The organism is Streptomyces sp. NPDC088762, assembly GCF_044750905.1.
In the GTDB taxonomy this organism is placed as follows: Bacteria; Actinomycetota; Actinomycetes; order Streptomycetales; family Streptomycetaceae; genus Streptomyces.
The window spans coordinates 197,713-212,726 of record NZ_JBIVKT010000008.1; the positions used below are offsets into that span (position 1 = coordinate 197,713).

16 protein-coding genes are annotated in these 15,014 nt (G+C 72.1%); 9 read left to right on the top strand and 7 right to left on the bottom strand.

Annotated elements, in window-relative coordinates:
- Positions 1–8 precede the first annotated feature (8 nt).
- On the bottom strand, positions 9–1,001 hold the full coding sequence (locus ACIP5M_RS20320; protein ID WP_401198865.1) for a 4-hydroxy-3-methylbut-2-enyl diphosphate reductase: 993 nt from the start codon (positions 999–1,001) through the stop codon (positions 9–11).
- 86 nt (positions 1,002–1,087) lie between these two features.
- On the opposite strand from ACIP5M_RS20320, the gene ACIP5M_RS20325 reads away from it, so the two are divergent.
- The 4 genes from ACIP5M_RS20325 (at position 1,088) to ACIP5M_RS20340 (ending at position 4,859) form a co-directional block, all read left to right on the top strand.
- Positions 1,088–2,599 (top strand): APC family permease, encoded by a 1,512-nt coding sequence (locus tag ACIP5M_RS20325; protein WP_401198867.1) that lies wholly within the window; start codon positions 1,088–1,090, stop codon positions 2,597–2,599.
- A gap of 33 nt (positions 2,600–2,632) precedes the next feature.
- Positions 2,633–3,871, top strand: coding sequence for an exodeoxyribonuclease VII large subunit (gene xseA, locus ACIP5M_RS20330; RefSeq protein ID WP_401198869.1), 1,239 nt, complete (start codon positions 2,633–2,635; stop codon positions 3,869–3,871).
- Positions 3,872–3,940: 69 nt separating this feature from the next.
- A complete protein-coding gene (locus ACIP5M_RS20335; RefSeq protein WP_401198871.1) occupies positions 3,941–4,162 on the top strand; it encodes an exodeoxyribonuclease VII small subunit in 222 nt (73 codons plus the stop codon).
- Between the two features lie 106 nt (positions 4,163–4,268).
- Positions 4,269–4,859 carry a malonic semialdehyde reductase gene (locus tag ACIP5M_RS20340; protein ID WP_401198873.1) on the top strand — a complete coding sequence of 197 codons (591 nt, stop codon included), beginning with the start codon at positions 4,269–4,271 and terminating at the stop codon, positions 4,857–4,859.
- A gap of 129 nt (positions 4,860–4,988) precedes the next feature.
- Here the strand turns inward: ACIP5M_RS20340 and ACIP5M_RS20345 are convergent, their stop codons facing one another.
- Entirely contained in the window at positions 4,989–5,507 is a 519-nt protein-coding gene (locus ACIP5M_RS20345; RefSeq protein WP_401199088.1) for a DUF4245 domain-containing protein, read from the bottom strand.
- Positions 5,508–5,744: 237 nt separating this feature from the next.
- On the opposite strand from ACIP5M_RS20345, the gene glpX reads away from it, so the two are divergent.
- On the top strand, positions 5,745–6,776 hold the full coding sequence (gene glpX / locus ACIP5M_RS20350; RefSeq protein ID WP_382649972.1) for a class II fructose-bisphosphatase: 1,032 nt from the start codon (positions 5,745–5,747) through the stop codon (positions 6,774–6,776).
- Positions 6,777–6,988: 212 nt separating this feature from the next.
- Here the strand turns inward: glpX and ACIP5M_RS20355 are convergent, their stop codons facing one another.
- The 3 genes from ACIP5M_RS20355 to ACIP5M_RS20365 form a co-directional block, all read right to left on the bottom strand.
- On the bottom strand, positions 6,989–7,387 hold the full coding sequence (locus ACIP5M_RS20355; RefSeq protein ID WP_401198875.1) for a WhiB family transcriptional regulator: 399 nt from the start codon (positions 7,385–7,387) through the stop codon (positions 6,989–6,991).
- 132 nt (positions 7,388–7,519) lie between these two features.
- Positions 7,520–8,110 (bottom strand): TIGR03086 family metal-binding protein, encoded by a 591-nt coding sequence (locus ACIP5M_RS20360; RefSeq protein ID WP_401198877.1) that lies wholly within the window; start codon positions 8,108–8,110, stop codon positions 7,520–7,522.
- Positions 8,111–8,184: 74 nt separating this feature from the next.
- Positions 8,185–8,913: a DUF1707 domain-containing protein gene (locus ACIP5M_RS20365; RefSeq protein ID WP_401198878.1), complete on the bottom strand. Its 729-nt coding sequence runs from the start codon at positions 8,911–8,913 to the stop codon at positions 8,185–8,187.
- A 169-nt stretch (positions 8,914–9,082) separates the two neighbouring features.
- Between ACIP5M_RS20365 and ACIP5M_RS20370 the strand changes: the two genes are divergently transcribed.
- From ACIP5M_RS20370 to ACIP5M_RS20380, 3 genes are all read left to right on the top strand, one after another.
- Positions 9,083–10,747 carry a fumarate hydratase gene (locus ACIP5M_RS20370; RefSeq protein ID WP_401198880.1) on the top strand — a complete coding sequence of 555 codons (1,665 nt, stop codon included), beginning with the start codon at positions 9,083–9,085 and terminating at the stop codon, positions 10,745–10,747.
- Positions 10,748–10,805: 58 nt separating this feature from the next.
- Complete coding sequence (locus tag ACIP5M_RS20375; RefSeq protein WP_401198882.1) at positions 10,806–11,417, top strand: hypothetical protein; 612 nt, start codon at positions 10,806–10,808, stop codon at positions 11,415–11,417.
- Between the two features lie 170 nt (positions 11,418–11,587).
- On the top strand, positions 11,588–12,190 hold the full coding sequence (locus ACIP5M_RS20380; protein ID WP_401198884.1) for a hypothetical protein: 603 nt from the start codon (positions 11,588–11,590) through the stop codon (positions 12,188–12,190).
- Here ACIP5M_RS20380 and ACIP5M_RS20385 read toward each other — a convergent pair.
- Positions 12,156–12,527 carry a hypothetical protein gene (locus ACIP5M_RS20385; RefSeq protein WP_401198886.1) on the bottom strand — a complete coding sequence of 124 codons (372 nt, stop codon included), beginning with the start codon at positions 12,525–12,527 and terminating at the stop codon, positions 12,156–12,158. The genes ACIP5M_RS20380 and ACIP5M_RS20385 overlap by 35 nt on opposite strands.
- A gap of 52 nt (positions 12,528–12,579) precedes the next feature.
- Between ACIP5M_RS20385 and ACIP5M_RS20390 the strand changes: the two genes are divergently transcribed.
- Positions 12,580–13,377, top strand: a complete 798-nt coding sequence (locus ACIP5M_RS20390; RefSeq protein ID WP_401198888.1) for a glycerophosphodiester phosphodiesterase — start codon at positions 12,580–12,582, stop codon at positions 13,375–13,377.
- A gap of 78 nt (positions 13,378–13,455) precedes the next feature.
- Here the strand turns inward: ACIP5M_RS20390 and ACIP5M_RS20395 are convergent, their stop codons facing one another.
- Entirely contained in the window at positions 13,456–14,994 is a 1,539-nt protein-coding gene (locus ACIP5M_RS20395; RefSeq protein WP_401198889.1) for a ricin-type beta-trefoil lectin domain protein, read from the bottom strand.
- Between the last annotated feature and the right edge of the window lie 20 nt (positions 14,995–15,014).

A 15,014-nucleotide genomic window follows, 5' to 3' on the forward strand; every position in this document is an offset into this window, starting at 1 on the left:
GAAAGGAGTTACTTGTCGGCGACCAGTTCCGCAGCTTCCGCACGCAGGTCGCGGCGCAGTTCCTTCGGCAGGGAGAAGGTGATCGACTCCTCCGCCGTCTTGACGATCTCCACGTCCGCGTAGCCGCGCTCGGCCAGCCACTCCAGCACCTCCTCGACCAGCACCTCCGGCACCGAGGCGCCCGAGGTCAGGCCGACCGTGGTGACACCCTCCAGCCAGGCCTCGTCGATCTCGCTCGCGAAGTCCACCAGGTGCGCGGCGCGCGCGCCCGCGTCGAGGGCGACCTCGACCAGCCGGATGGAGTTCGAGGAGTTCTTCGAACCGACGACGATGACCAGGTCCGAGTCGGCGCCCATCACCTTGACGGCGGCCTGCCGGTTCGAGGTGGCGTAGCAGATGTCGTCGCTGGGCGGGGAGACGAGCAGCGGGAACTTCGTCTTCAGCGCGTCGACCGTCTCCATCGTCTCGTCGACCGAGAGGGTGGTCTGGGACAGCCAGACGACCTTCGACTCGTCGCGCACCTCGACGTTGGCCACGTCGTCCGGGCCGTCCACGATCGTGATGTGGTCCGGGGCCTCGCCGGAGGTGCCGATGACCTCCTCGTGGCCCTCGTGGCCGATGAGGAGGATGTCGAAGTCCTCGTTCGCGTAGCGGATGGCTTCCTTGTGCACCTTGGTGACCAGCGGGCACGTCGCGTCGATCGTCGCGAGCTTGCCGCGCGCCGCCTCCTCGTGCACCACCGGCGCCACGCCGTGCGCGGAGAACATCACGATGGAGCCCGGCGGGACCTCCTCCGTCCGCTCGACGAAGACGGCGCCCTTCTTCTCCAGCGTCTGGACGACGTACTTGTTGTGCACGATCTCGTGCCGGACGTAGACCGGCGCGCCGTACTGCTCGAGAGCCTTCTCGACAGCGATCACGGCTCGGTCGACGCCCGCGCAGTAGCCGCGAGGGGCGGCGAGCAGGACACGGCGGGAAGCGGCAGCAGTCATGCCCTCCATCGTACGGGGGTCCCCAGCAGGCCGTTCGTCCCCCGTACGGCACACACTTGATCGCAAGCGTGTCCACGGCATCCCTCGGAGGATCGATGGCGTCCGCTACGGATTCCGGTACGCCGGCACCGGCCGCCCTGCGGCGGAGCCTCGGGTTCCGGGATCTGGTCGTGTACGGGCTGCTCTTCATCGCCCCCATGGCCCCGGTCGGGGTCTTCGGCACCCTGGACGCCAAGTCGCACGGGGCCGTCGCCCTGGTCTACCTCGTCGCGACCGTGGCGATGGCCTTCACCGCCTTCTCGTACGCCCAGATGGTGCGGGTGGCCCCGCAGGCCGGCTCGGTGTTCACCTACGCCCGCAAGGGCCTCGGCGAGGGTGCGGGCCTGATCGCCGGGTGGATGGCGATGCTCGACTACCTCCTCATCCCGGCGGTCGCGTACCTGTTCTCCGGGATCGCGATGAACGCGTTGGTGCCGGAGGTCTCCCGCTGGGTCTGGACGGCCCTGGCCGTCGTGATCACCACCGTGCTCAACCTGTGGGGCGTACGGGCGGCCGCGCGGGTGGGCTTCGCCGTGCTGGCCATGGAGATCCTGGTGCTCCTGGTCTTCCTGGTCGCCGCCGTGAGCGTCCTGGTCGGGGACGGGGCCCGGCGCGGCTGGCTCTCGCCGCTGACCGGCGACGGCTCGCTGGGCTTCAGCGTGGCCGCGGTGCTGGGCGCGGTGTCGGTCGCGGTCCTGTCGTACCTGGGCTTCGACGCCATCGCCTCGTTCGCGGAGGAGGTGACGGGGGGCTCGGCGCGGGTGGCGCGGGCGGTGCTGTTCTGCCTGGCGCTGGCCGGGGTGCTGTTCATCGCCCAGACCTACCTCGTCGCGCTGCTCACCCCGGTCACGTCGGCGGAGCTGGCGGCGGATCCGGAGCAGCAGGGTCCGGCCTTCTACGACGCGGTGGAGTCCTCGGTCGGCTCCTGGCTGCACGACCTGGTGGCGGTCAGCAAGGCGATCGGGGCCGCCTTCGCCGCGTTGGCCGGGCAGGCGGCGGCCGGGCGGCTGGTGTTCGCGATGGCCCGGGAACGGCGGCTGCCGCGCGTGCTGGCGCGGACCTCGGACGGCACCCCGCGGGCCGCGCTGCTGGTGGCGGCGACCGTCACGCTCGTCGCGGCGGTGTGGGCGGCCCGGCGCGCCGACGGGCTGGACCAGCTGGTCTCGGTCGTGGACGTCGGGGCGCTGGTGGCGTTCACCCTGCTGCACGCCTCGGTGGTGGGCTGGTTCGTGGTGAAGCGCGGGGCGGGCGCCCCGAGCCGGTGGAAGCACCTGATCGTCCCGGTGCTGGGCGCGGCCGTGACCGTCGCCGTGATCGTCGAGGCCTCCTGGACGGCGCAGGTGGTGGGCGCGGTGTGGCTGGCGGTGGGGCTGGGCGTCCTCGTCGCCCAGCGCGGCCGGCGGGGCCCGGGCCACGGGGCCGGCAACGGCCCGGGCGGCACCTCACCGCCCGATCCGGGCGGGCGGCCCGACCACCGTCCGGATCAACGTCCGGATCACCGGTCGGACCGGTACCCGGACCAGCGCCCCGACCACCGTCCGGATCCCGACACCCGCGCCGGAGCCTGAGACGCTGTCAGCGCGGCCCGTTAGCCTGCGTGCATGGGTCTGAATACGTCGGCCGAGGCGCCGCTGCCGGTAGGCCAGGTGTCCCGGCTCATCGGGGGCTGGATCGAGCGGCTCGGTCACGTGTGGGTGGAGGGGCAGATCACGCAGCTCTCGCGGCGGCCGGGGGCGGGGGTGGTCTTCCTGACGCTGCGCGACCCCTCGCACGACATCTCGGTCAGCGTGACCTGCTTCCGCCAGGTCTACGACGAGGTCGCGGACGCGGTGTCGGAAGGCGCGCGGGTGGTCCTGCTGGCCAAGCCCGAGTGGTACGCCCCGCGCGGGCAGCTGTCCCTGCGGGCCACCGAGATACGGCCGGTCGGCATCGGCGAGCTGCTCGCCCGGCTGGAGCGGCTCAAGCGGTCGCTGGCCTCCGAGGGGCTGTTCGCCCTGGACCGCAAGAAGCCGCTGCCCTTCCTGCCGCAGCTGATCGGGCTGGTCGTCGGGCGGGCCTCGGCGGCCGAGCGCGACGTACTGGAGAACGCCCGGCGCCGCTGGCCGGCGGTCCGCTTCGAGGTGCGCAACGTCGCCGTGCAGGGGGTGCACGCGGTGCCCCAGGTGATCCGGGCGGTCGAGGAGCTCGACGCCCTGGACGAGGTGGACGTGATCATCGTGGCGCGGGGCGGCGGCAGCGTGGAGGACCTGCTGCCCTTCTCCGACGAGGAGGTCGTACGGGCGGTCGCGGCGGCCCGTACGCCGGTGGTCTCCGCGATCGGCCACGAGCCGGACTCCCCGCTGCTGGACCTGGTCGCGGACCTGCGGGCCTCCACGCCCACGGACGCGGCCAAGAAGGTGGTCCCGGACGTGGGCGAGGAGCTGGAGCGCGTACGCCAGCTGCAGGGCCGGGGGCTGCGGGCGGTCCGCGGGCTGCTCGACCGGGAGGAGCGGGGCCTCGCGCACGCCCTCGCCCGGCCGGTCTTCGTCCACCCGCAGCGGATGGTGGAGACCCGGGAGGACGAGCTGGAGGCCCTGCTGGCGCGCAGCCGGCGCACGCTGGGGCACCTGCTGGACCGGGCCGATTCGGAGCTCGCGCACACCCTCGCCCGGGTGGTGGCGCTGTCGCCGGCGGCCACCCTGGAGCGCGGGTACGCCGTACTCCAGCGGGCCGACGGGCACGTGGTGCGCGCGCCGGAGGAGGTCTCGGCGGGCGAGGTGCTGCGCGCGCGGGTGGCGGAGGGCACCTTCTCGGTCGCGGTGGAGGACCCGGCGCAGGACCGCCCCGCCCCCTCCCCGTAGGGGGCGCACCACGGCGGCACACGGCGGCGATCGACTCGCCGCACCACACACGAGAGGACGGAACAGGGAATGGCAGAGGCCGGAACCGCGCTGGGGTACGAGCAGGCACGCGACGAGCTCATCGAGGTCGTCCGCAAGCTGGAGGCCGGCGGGACCTCGCTGGAGGACTCGCTGGCGCTGTGGGAGCGCGGCGAGGAGCTCGCGAAGGTGTGCCGGCACTGGCTGGAGGGGGCCCGGGCCCGGCTGGATTCGGCGCTGGCCGCGCGCGAAGCGGCCGAGGGCGAAGAGTGAAGTGGATCACACCGCGCCAGGTTAGTTGAAAATTCATCTACTTTCGCCGTAGAGTCGGAGACATCGCAGCACGCTTCACCTCCGTCGTATGGAAGAAGGCTTTCCGATGTCTCTCGTTCTCGACCCCGCCGCGCAGGACCTGCTGTTCCGCGAGGCCCGCACGGCCAACTCGTTCTCCGACGAGCCGGTCACCGAGGAGCAGGTCCAGGCGATCTACGACCTGGTGAAGTACGGCCCCACCGCCTTCAACCAGACCCCGCTGCGCATCACCCTGGTCCGCTCCCCCGAGGCCCGTGAGCGCCTCGTGAAGCACATGGCCGAGGGCAACGCGGCCAAGACCTCCACCGCGCCGCTGGTCGCGATCCTCTCCGCGGACAACGAGTTCCACGAGGAGCTCCCGCAGCTGCTCCCGCACTTCCCGCAGGCCAAGGACATGTTCTTCGCCGAGCGCCCGGTCCGCGAGCAGTCCGCCCTGCTCAACGCCGCGCTGCAGGCCGCGTACTTCATCGTCGGCGTCCGCGCCGCCGGTCTGGCCGCGGGCCCGATGACCGGTGCGGACTTCGCCGGCATCCAGAAGGAGTTCCTGGACGCCGACCACACCCCGCTGATGGTCGTCAACATCGGCAAGCCGGGCGAGGACGCCTGGTTCCCGCGCTCCCCGCGCCTGGAGTTCGACCAGGTCATCACCACGGTCTGAGCCGCCCGAGCCGCCTGAACCGGCTGAACCGCCTGAGCCGCCCGAAGGGGCGGAGCAGCGACCACGCGAAGAGGCCGCGCACCCCCGATCCACGGGGGGTGCGCGGCCTCTTCGCGTCGCCGTTCGTGCCTACTGGCCCTGCTTGAACTCCAGTGCCGCCGCCATCGCGCCGAGCTGCTCGAAGGAAGCCGTCCCGGTGACCACCGTGACGTGGCCCTGTTCCTGCCGGACCAGCGCGTCGTACTTCTCCCCGTCCCAGCGCTCCCACACCACGTCGCCGACCTGCTGCGTCTGCCCGGTGGGCTTCGCGTGCTGGGTGACGTTGCCGAGGTACTTGCCGGAGGTGTCCGTGGACTGCTCCACCGCCACGTACTGCCTGCCCGGGTCGAGGAACCCCAGGTGCCAGGCGTTGGCGTTCTTGCGCTCGTACGTCACCGACGTCGCCCGCCACTGCGCCGGAAGCCCCACGGGGGCTGCCACCGGATACGGGGCCGCGCGCCGGGCCGTGAGCGTCTCCACCCGGTAGTCGACCGTCTGCGTCGGATCGGCCTGATCGTCATGCGGGATGAAGAAGTAGATCCCCGCGACGAGGATGCCGATCAGCCCCAGCGACCGGACCATGTCCCAGACCGTCTGCTTGCCTTTCATACCTGCCACCGCACCATCGTCCCGCATGGCCGGGAGCGATCACCGCCCGGGTCACCCCGGACGTCGGCGCGGCGTGCACGGGCCGCGCCCCGAAGGGCCGCAAGATGTCCGCTCAGGACAATCGAATGACCGATATACCGCTCATACGTGACCCGCCCTGCTCAATATGTCGACGTACCGATAGAGTTTCCAGCACCCTCCCTTCCCGGCCGTCGCCGTACAGAAAGGTGCGCTCCGATGACCGAGCACAACCTGCCGCCCCAGCTCGAAGTCTCTCCGGAGGCCCCCGACCGCAACCTCGCCCTGGAACTCGTCCGGGTCACCGAGGCTGCCGCCATGGCCGCGGGCCGGTGGGTCGGCCGCGGCGACAAGCTCGGCGCGGACGGCGCCGCGGTCAACGCGATGCGGACCCTGATCTCCACCGTCTCGATGAACGGCGTCGTCGTCATCGGCGAGGGGGAGAAGGACGAAGCCCCCATGCTCTTCAACGGCGAGCGGGTCGGCGACGGCACCGGCGCCGAGGTCGACATCGCCGTCGACCCGATCGACGGCACCACCCTGAACGCCAAGGGCATGCCGAACGCGATCGCCGTCCTGGCCGCCGCCGACCGCGGCACCATGTTCGACCCGTCCGCGGTGTTCTACATGGAGAAGCTGGTCACGGGCCCCGAGGCCGCCGACTTCGTCGACATCAACGCCCCCGTCTCGGTGAACATCCGCCGGGTCGCCAAGGCCAAGGGGATGGCCCCCGAGGACGTCACCGTGGTCATCCTGGACCGCCCCCGCCACGAGGGCATCGTCAAGGAGATCCGCGAGACCGGCGCCCGGATCAAGTTCATCTCGGACGGCGACGTCGCCGGCTCGGTCATGGCGGTGCGCGAGGGCACCGGCGTGGACATGCTCCTCGGCATCGGCGGCACGCCCGAGGGCATCATCTCGGCGTGCGCCATAAAGTGCCTCGGCGGCACGATCCAGGGCAAGCTGTGGCCCAAGGACGAGGCCGAGCGCCAGAAGGCCATCGACGCGGGCCACGACCTGGACCGTGTCCTGCACACGAACGACCTGGTGTCCGGCGAGAACGTCTTCTTCGTCGCCACCGGCATCACGGACGGCGAGCTGCTGCGCGGCGTCCACTACCGCTCGGAGACCGCGACCACGTCCTCGCTGGTCATGCGCTCGAAGTCGGGCACGATCCGGCAGATCGACTCGACGCACCGCCTGTCGAAGCTGCGCGCGTACAGCGCGATCGACTTCGACCGCGCGCTCTAGTCCGCGGCCGGCGCAAGGAGAGGGGCGGTTCCCGTGTGCGGCGGGAACCGCCCCTCCGGCGTGTACGCACACCTCGCGCAGGACGCGTACGACGTCCACCTCGCGCATCTCGGCAGTCCTACGGTGCTTCGCGCCCCCGGCGCCGCCGGACGGCCGGCGGGGGCCCCGCGGGCGGGCGCCCCGGCCCGCGGCCGCCTCAGCCCGCGGCCGCCTCAGCCCGCGGCGGCGACCGGGCCGGCTTCCGGGGTCTGGCGCAGCTCGGCGGCCCTGCGCCGCATCCGGGCCAGCACCACCCGCCGCTCGGCGGCGGTGAGGCCGCCCCACACTCCGTACGGTTCGGGCTGGAGCAGCGCGTGCTCCCGGCAGGCGACCATCACCGGGCAGCGGGCGCAGACCCGCTTGGCGGCCTCCTCGCGGGCGAGCCGGGCCGCGGTGGGCTCCTTGGAGGGGGCGAAGAACAGCCCCGCCTCGTCGCGGCGGCAGACGGCCTCCGCGTGCCACGGGCCGTCCTCTTCCCGCGCCGGCACCCGCGGCTTCGGCACGGCGGCCGGACGCCCCTGAAGAGTCTGTATGGCGGCGATCTGCAGGGACTGATGCAGCGGGTGCGGCACGGTCTACTCCTGACGACGGATACGCGAGCGAGAGACGATGCACCTGTCCCTACCCGCTGTGCGCGGCCCTATGCACTGTGTGCCACCGACCCCCCGCGGTTCGTCCGAAACGTGCCCCTCCGCCGCGCGCCGTCACGCGGCGGGCGGCGCCCACCGGGGATCGCGGCCCAGGAAGGCCAGCAGGTCGTCCGCGGCACCGGACTCGGGCGCCGGGAGCGCGGGGCCATAGGCGAAGCCGCGCAGCGGCTCCACGAGGGCGTCGGCGGCCGGGCGCAGGGCTGCGGCCAGGGCATCCGTCAGCGGCGACACCTGCCCGGTGGCGACGGCGATGTCCCAGGCGTGCACCGCCGCGTCGAGGGCGGCCGCGCCGACCGCCGTCTCGGCGGACACGGCGAAGGGGGGCAGCGGGACGGCGACGTCCGCGGTCCAGGGGGCGACCGCGGCGAAGGCCTCGGCCGCGGCGGCGAGCGCCGGCTCCAGCAGCTGCGCCGGCGGGCCCGCCAGGGTGCCCGAGGGTGCGAAGGGGTCCGCGGAGGGACCGGCTCCGCCGGTGAGGCGGGCGGCGTACGCGAGCTGGTCACCGGCCGCGTGCTGGAACACCTGGGTGACGTTCCACTGCTCGGCCGGCGTGGGGCGGTCCCACGCGTCGGCGGGCACGCCGATGACGGCGATGCGCAGGGCTTCGTGTGCGTGGTCGAGCAGTTCCCACTTGGATGCGGTCATGATCCGGATCCTAGAAGCACTTCGGCCAAATACCGCCGGAGCGGGGCCGTTTGCTCGGCCGCCGGCGAGGTGGGTCAGCCGTCCAGGCGCTTGCGCAGCTTGAGGGCCAGATCGACGAGGCGGGCTCCGAACCGGGGGCGCGCCTCGATGTTCCCGAGCAGCGCGAAGCCGCGGACGATCACGACCGGCGCCTGCGGGTCGGTCTCCCCGCGGCCCTCGCCGCGCACCTCGAAGTTGCCGAGGACGCCGCTGCCGTAGCCGCGCAGCGTGACGTTCTCCGGGACCAGGACTTCGACGTTGCCGAGGACGCAGGTCACGTTGATCTCGGTGACCTGCTGCTCGAAGACCGCCTCGGTGAGGTCGATGGTGATGTCGCCCATGACGGAGACGGCGCGGGTGTGCGCGCCGGGGCGCCAGCGGCCCTTGCGGGCGGAGCTGCTGCACACGGCGACGACGTTCTCGACGGGCCCGGTCGGACCGGCGCGGCCGGGCGTCGCGTACGCGGGCGGGGTGTGGCCGCGGCCGGGGACGGGCAGGTCCCGTACGAGGACTTCCAGCTCGCCCACCGTCTTGAGGGCGTACAGCGAGTCCAGGCGCTCGGAGTGCTCTTCGGCGGTCAGCCGGCCCTCGGCGAGGGCGTCGGCCAGGATCTGCGCGATCCGGTCCCGGTCGGCGTCGGAGGCACGCAGCCCGGCGGGCGCGGGAGCCGGGGCGGAGACCGGCGGCGGGGCCGGGGCGGGCGTCGCGGCCGACTCGGGCGTCGCGGCCGCGGCGGGGGCGGCGGGGTGCTTTTCCAGGTCCACGGCACTCAGCATAGCGAGACACGATAGATCGCGATACTCCTGAGTGGCGCAGAGCGCGCGCCGAGTGAGCCTTACCTCACAACCGCGGGCCCGCCGGGACGTTCTACGCTGGATGACTGCGCTGCCAATTGGTCGTCAGCGCTGTCTGCCGAGTGAGGAATGGGCCCCAATGCCGGAGTTCGCGTACACCGACCTGCTGCCCCTGGGCGAGGACACCACCCCCTACCGGCTGGTGACCGCCGAGGGCGTGTCCACCTTCGAGGCGGACGGCCGTACGTTCCTCAAGGTCGAGCCGGAGGCGCTGCGCAAGCTGGCCGAAGAGGCCATCCACGACATCCAGCACTTCCTGCGCCCCGCGCACCTCGCGCAGCTGCGCCGCATCATCGACGACCCCGAGGCCTCGTCGAACGACAAGTTCGTCGCGCTCGACCTCCTCAAGAACGCGAACATCGCCGCGGCCGGCGTCCTGCCGATGTGCCAGGACACGGGCACGGCGATCGTGATGGGCAAGCGCGGCCAGAACGTCCTCACCGAGGGCGGCGACGAGGCGGCCCTCTCCCGCGGCATCTACGACGCGTACACGAAGCTGAACCTGCGCTACTCGCAGATGGCCCCGATCACCATGTGGGAGGAGAAGAACACCGGCTCGAACCTGCCCGCGCAGATCGAGCTGTACGCGACCGACGGCGGCGCGTACAAGTTCCTCTTCATGGCCAAGGGCGGCGGCTCGGCGAACAAGTCCTTCCTGTACCAGGAGACCAAGGCGGTCCTCAACGAGGCCTCCATGATGAAGTTCCTGGAGGAGAAGATCCGCTCGCTCGGAACGGCGGCCTGCCCGCCCTACCACCTGGCGATCGTGGTCGGCGGCACCTCGGCCGAGCACGCCCTGAAGACGGCCAAGTACGCCTCCGCCCACTACCTGGACGAGCTGCCGCGCGAGGGCTCCGCCCTGGGCCACGGCTTCCGCGACGAAGCCCTGGAGCAGCAGGTCTTCGAACTCACCCAGAAGATCGGCATCGGCGCCCAGTTCGGCGGCAAGTACTTCTGCCACGACGTGCGGGTGGTCCGCCTGCCCCGGCACGGCGCGTCCCTCCCGGTCGCGATCGCGGTCTCCTGCTCGGCGGACCGCCAGGCCACCGCGAAGATCACCGCCGAGGGCGTCTTCCTGGAGCAGCTGGAACGCGACCCGGCCCGCTTCCTGCCGGACACCACCGACGAGCACCTGAGCGACTCCTCGGACGTCGTCTCCATCGACCTGAACCAGCCGATGGAGTCGATCCTCGCGACCCTCACCCAGCACCCGGTGAAGACGCGGCTCTCCCTGACCGGGCCGCTGGTCGTGGCGCGCGACATCGCCCACGCCAAGATCAAGGAACTGCTGGACTCGGGCGCGGAGATGCCCCAGTACCTGAAGGACCACCCGGTCTACTACGCCGGCCCCGCGAAGACCCCGGAGGGCTACGCCTCGGGCTCCTTCGGCCCGACCACGGCCGGCCGCATGGACTCGTACGTGGAGCAGTTCCAGGCGGCGGGCGGCTCCAAGGTCATGCTGGCCAAGGGCAACCGCTCCCAGCAGGTGACGGACGCGTGCGCCGCGCACGGCGGCTTCTACCTGGGCTCGATCGGCGGCCCGGCGGCCCGCCTGGCCCAGGACTGCATCAAGAAGGTCGAGGTCCTGGAGTACGAGGAACTCGGCATGGAGGCGGTCTGGAAGATCGAGGTCGAGGACTTCCCGGCCTTCATCGTGGTCGACGACAAGGGCAACGACTTCTTCCAGAACCCGGCCCCGGAGCCGACGTTCACCCACATCCCGGTCCGCGGCCCGGGCCTGTAGCGAACTCCCCCGGCCTGCCCCCGCGCGCGCCGACGCCGTCAAGGAGGAAGGCCGAGGCATGCACGCGCAGAGCACCCCGTTCGAACTGAGGCCGTGGCAGAGCGGGGGAAACGGGCAGCCTCGGCGGACCGGTTGGCAGGGCGAGTCCGCGGAGTGGGGCGAGATCACGGTTGCCGCGCTGCCACCTGTGCACGACAACGTCCGCGCCACCGAGGTGACCGGCGGCCACATCCCCAGGGTCGTCTTCGAGTCCCGCGGCATCCAGGTGATGATCACCGAACGTCCGACGCTCAACGGGCCGTCGCTGCGCGTCGGGGACGCCGTGGGGTACCTCAAGCGGAACCGGTGGGGGGCCACGCACCGGGGCCGCGCCCTGCACATCGAGTACGGCGGTGACAAGTACCGGCTCTGGGCGGTCAATCGCCGGGAGTACGTCCTGATGCGCGAGGCGGACAACGAGGACCGCGGTGTCACCGTCAAGGTCAAGGAATCCGGCATGGCCAAGTGGAAGCGCGTCGACGTGAGCGTGACGGGCCGCGCACTCGGGGCCGACATCGCGCTCGCGCTCGTCTTCTCCGGGGTCGACCGGTCCGTACTCACCCGGCGCGGTGCCGTGCGTGCGGGCATCTCGCGGATCTTCCATGTGGCGGCGGATTCCGCCATGGGGTGAGCCGGTCGGGGCTGAACGCTCCGTAGGGCGTACCGCGTCGGTGTACGGGCGCTCCCCCATCCGGGGGAGCGCCCCTCGCGCATCTCCGCCCATCGGCAGATGGCCGGAGATGCGGGGGGCGGTGAGGCTGTTTCCGTCAACAAACAGCCTCAGGCACACGGGAGTTCACCATGAGGAACCGCATGCGCGCGCTCGTTCTCGCCGGATCCGCCGCCGCCCTGGTGGCGGCCCTGGTCGCGGCGGCCCCCGCTCCAGCGGCCCCGGCCGCACCGAAGGTCGCCTCCGTGCACGGGAGTGGCGCGATCTTCTTCCCCTACTCTCCCCGGGACGACATCCGCTTCGCCGTCGAAGCGGAGTCCGCCCCGTGGAGCCGGCCGTTCCCGGCGAAGGGCCTGGACAAGGGCCTGCCGACGGATGCACGCGGCCGGGTGACGATCCACCACTACGTGCCGGCGACCGGCTTCACCGGAACCGCCGAGGCGGAGGTGGACTGCCTGGTCACGGGCGGCAGGACGGCCACGCTCACCGCCGTGGTCAAGACCTCCAACGTGGGCTGGGAGGGCAAGCGGATCGGCATCAGCGTCCAGGACGGCGAGCGCGGCGGCCCCGACCGCGTCGGCTTCTCCTGGGGCGTCGTCAACGTCGACGTGAAGCCGGACGGCACGGTCGCCGAGCCCACGGTGGGCACCTGCATGGCCCCGGCCCCCTTCACCGAGGTCACCAAGGGCGGCTTCAAGGTCACCCCGGCCCCGCTGGCCCCGATGCCGAACTGAGCAGCACCGCCTCCACCCGGGTGGCCTCCCAGCCCGTCGCCCGCGCGGCGGTCACCTCGGCGATCGTCAGCCCGTACACCCGGCGCAGCAGCGCGATCGGCACCCCGTCCGGCCCGCCGACCGGCAGGCGGACCGTGCCCTCACGGGCCACGATGCGCTCCCGGATCCACGGCGGTGGTACGCCCCGGCCCCGGTCGCAGGCCTGGAAGGCGTAGCGCGGACAGGAGTCGTACGCCTCCCAGCGCAGTGTCCCGTCCTCGAGGGACTGCCACGCTTCCTGGACGCATTCCCCGCAGGGCGCGCAGTGCGCGTGTCCGTCCGTCTGCTGTTCGGCCATCCGGGCAGCATGCGGTACCGGCGCGACCACCGCACCCGGATAACGTCGGGGCATGACGCAGACGCCGTTCCCCTCCGCCCGCGACATCCGGGTCGTCGCGCACCGCGGGGCCTCCCACGAGCACCCCGAGCACACCATCGAGGCCTACCGGCAGGCCATCGCCGACGGAGCCGACGCGCTCGAGTGCGACGTACGGCTGACTGCCGACCGGCGGCTGGTGTGCGTGCACGACCGGCGGGTGGAGCGGACCTCCGACGGGCGGGGGGTCGTCTCCGCGATGACCTACGAGCAGCTGTCCGCGTTGGACTTCGGCCGCTGGAAGGGCGAGGAGCACCGGGGCGCGCGGGTGTTGCTCTTCGAGGACCTGCTCAAGGAGGCCCTTGCGGCGGACCGGCCCGTCGGGCTGGCCGTGGAGACCAAGCACCCCACCCGCGCGGGCGGTCTGCTGGAGGCCGAGCTGGTGCGGGTGCTGAAGGATCACGGGCTGGCCGACGGTACGTCGGGGCTGGTCGAGGTGATGAGCTTCTCGCGCAACGCGCTCACCCGGATGCACCGGCTCGCGCCCGGGCTGCCCGCCGTCCACCTGATCGAGCGGCGGCTGCGGGCCCCGCGCCCGCCGTTCGCCGGCCACGCCGGTCCGGGGATCGATCTCGTCCGCAGTGATCCTGGGCTGGTGGGCCGGCTGAAGGCCAAGGGGCTGCGGGTGCGGGTGTGGACGGTGGACGAGCCGGAGGACGTGGAGCTGTGCCTGCGACTCGGGGTGGAGACGATCATCACCAACCGGCCCCGTGAGGTGCGCCGGCACATCGAAGCCCTGGCCCCCGGTGCCGGCTCGCACGGAGTCCGGTAGCCCCCGGCGTCACCGGATACGGAAACACCCGGCCGGGGTGCGCCGGCCGGGTGTGGGGGGGTGGAGGGAGGGCGGGGGTCAGACGAAGCGCTGGTTCGCCGAGCCGTTGCAGGGCTGGAGGCGCAGCGGGTCGTGGGCGGCGCCGACGGTCAGGCACATGCCCGGGGCGGCCGCGGGGCGCAGGGTGGCGCCGTCGCGGACGAACTGCTGGTTCGCGCCGCCGTGGCAGTTCCAGAGGATCAGGCCGGTGCCCGCGCCGTAGTTGGCGCCGGGGGTGTCGAGGCAGCGGTCGTGGGTGAGCTCGACGTGGACCGACTTGCGTGCCGCGTCGTACCACCAGCCCTGGTTGCGGCCGCCGTGGCAGTCCCAGCCCAGCACCGCCGTGTCGTTGGCGCTGGATCCGCCCTTCGCGTCGAGGCAGTTGCCGGTCGCCTCGTTCTTGAGGGGGGCGTAGAGGGAGTCCCAGCCTCCGGCCTGGAGGACCGGGGTGCCGGTGCTCGCCGGGTCGGCGCAGGAGGCCTCGCGCAGGCCCGAGTTGTAGAGCTGGGTCAGGCAGGACGCGAAGGCGCCGTGGCCGTTGTAGTTGGGGTGGAAGGACTGGCGGGCGGTGTTCTCGTCCCACGGGAAGTGGTCGCCGAGGTCCAGGTAGAGGCCGCGGGCCCAGGTGTCCTCCATGCAGACCTCGTGGCCGTGGAAGAGCCGGGAGTTGTCGAGGTAGACGGCGCCGGAGTTGCGTGCGGCCTCGCGCATGCCCTTCTCGAAGGTGGGCACCGCGTAGTTGCGGCCCCAGGTGGCGTCGGAGTCGTAGCCCGCGCAGCCGCCGGGCAGCTTGCCGGGGAAGCCCGGGTTGTCGTAGAAGTCGGGGCCGATGGGGCTGGGGTAGCCCATGACGACCAGCTTGTAGTCGGAGTCGGCGTAACCGGCGTTGCGCATGACCGTCTTCAGGTCGGCGACCGTCGCCTCGACCTTGGGTCGCAGACCGTCGACGCGCGCCTGCCAGCCGGGCCCGTACTTGGGCTCGCAGGTGCCCTGGCTGAGCACCCAGCGGGTGACGCAGTCGGTCATGACCGGGCCGAACTGGAGGTCGTCGTTGGCTCCGGCGACCAGCAGCACCATCTTGATCTTCGTGTTGCGGGCCTTGATGGCGAGGTTGTCGCTCTGCACCAGTTCGTCGGCGTACTGCTTGCTGCCGCCGATCCTGATGTTTCCGGTGTATCCGCCGGAGCAGGCGACGTTGAAGGTGAGGTCGGCCGGTATGCCGGTGCGGTGGATCGCCGAGTCGGGCGAGCGGTGGCACTGGTTGGAGGAGGTGTTGGTCGCGGGGTCGTAGTTCCCGACGCCTTCGCCCGAAATCTCGCTGTCGCCCAGCGAGATCAGGCCGGTTTTGCGCTCGTTGAGCGGGCGCACGGCGGAGTCGCCGTAGATCTTGACGGCCTCCGCGGCGCGGATGGCCTCCAGCTCGGGCGGGAGGGGGGTCGCCGTCCCGGCGGTGGCGGCCGCGGGGGTCGCGGCCTGGGCCATGGGGGTGATGGCGGTGACGCCCCCGAGGGCGGCCGCGATCGCCGCGACTGCGGCGAAGGTAGATCTGAGCCTGGGTTTCGTACGCGCACGTGCCATGAACGCCTCCCCGGATGTCG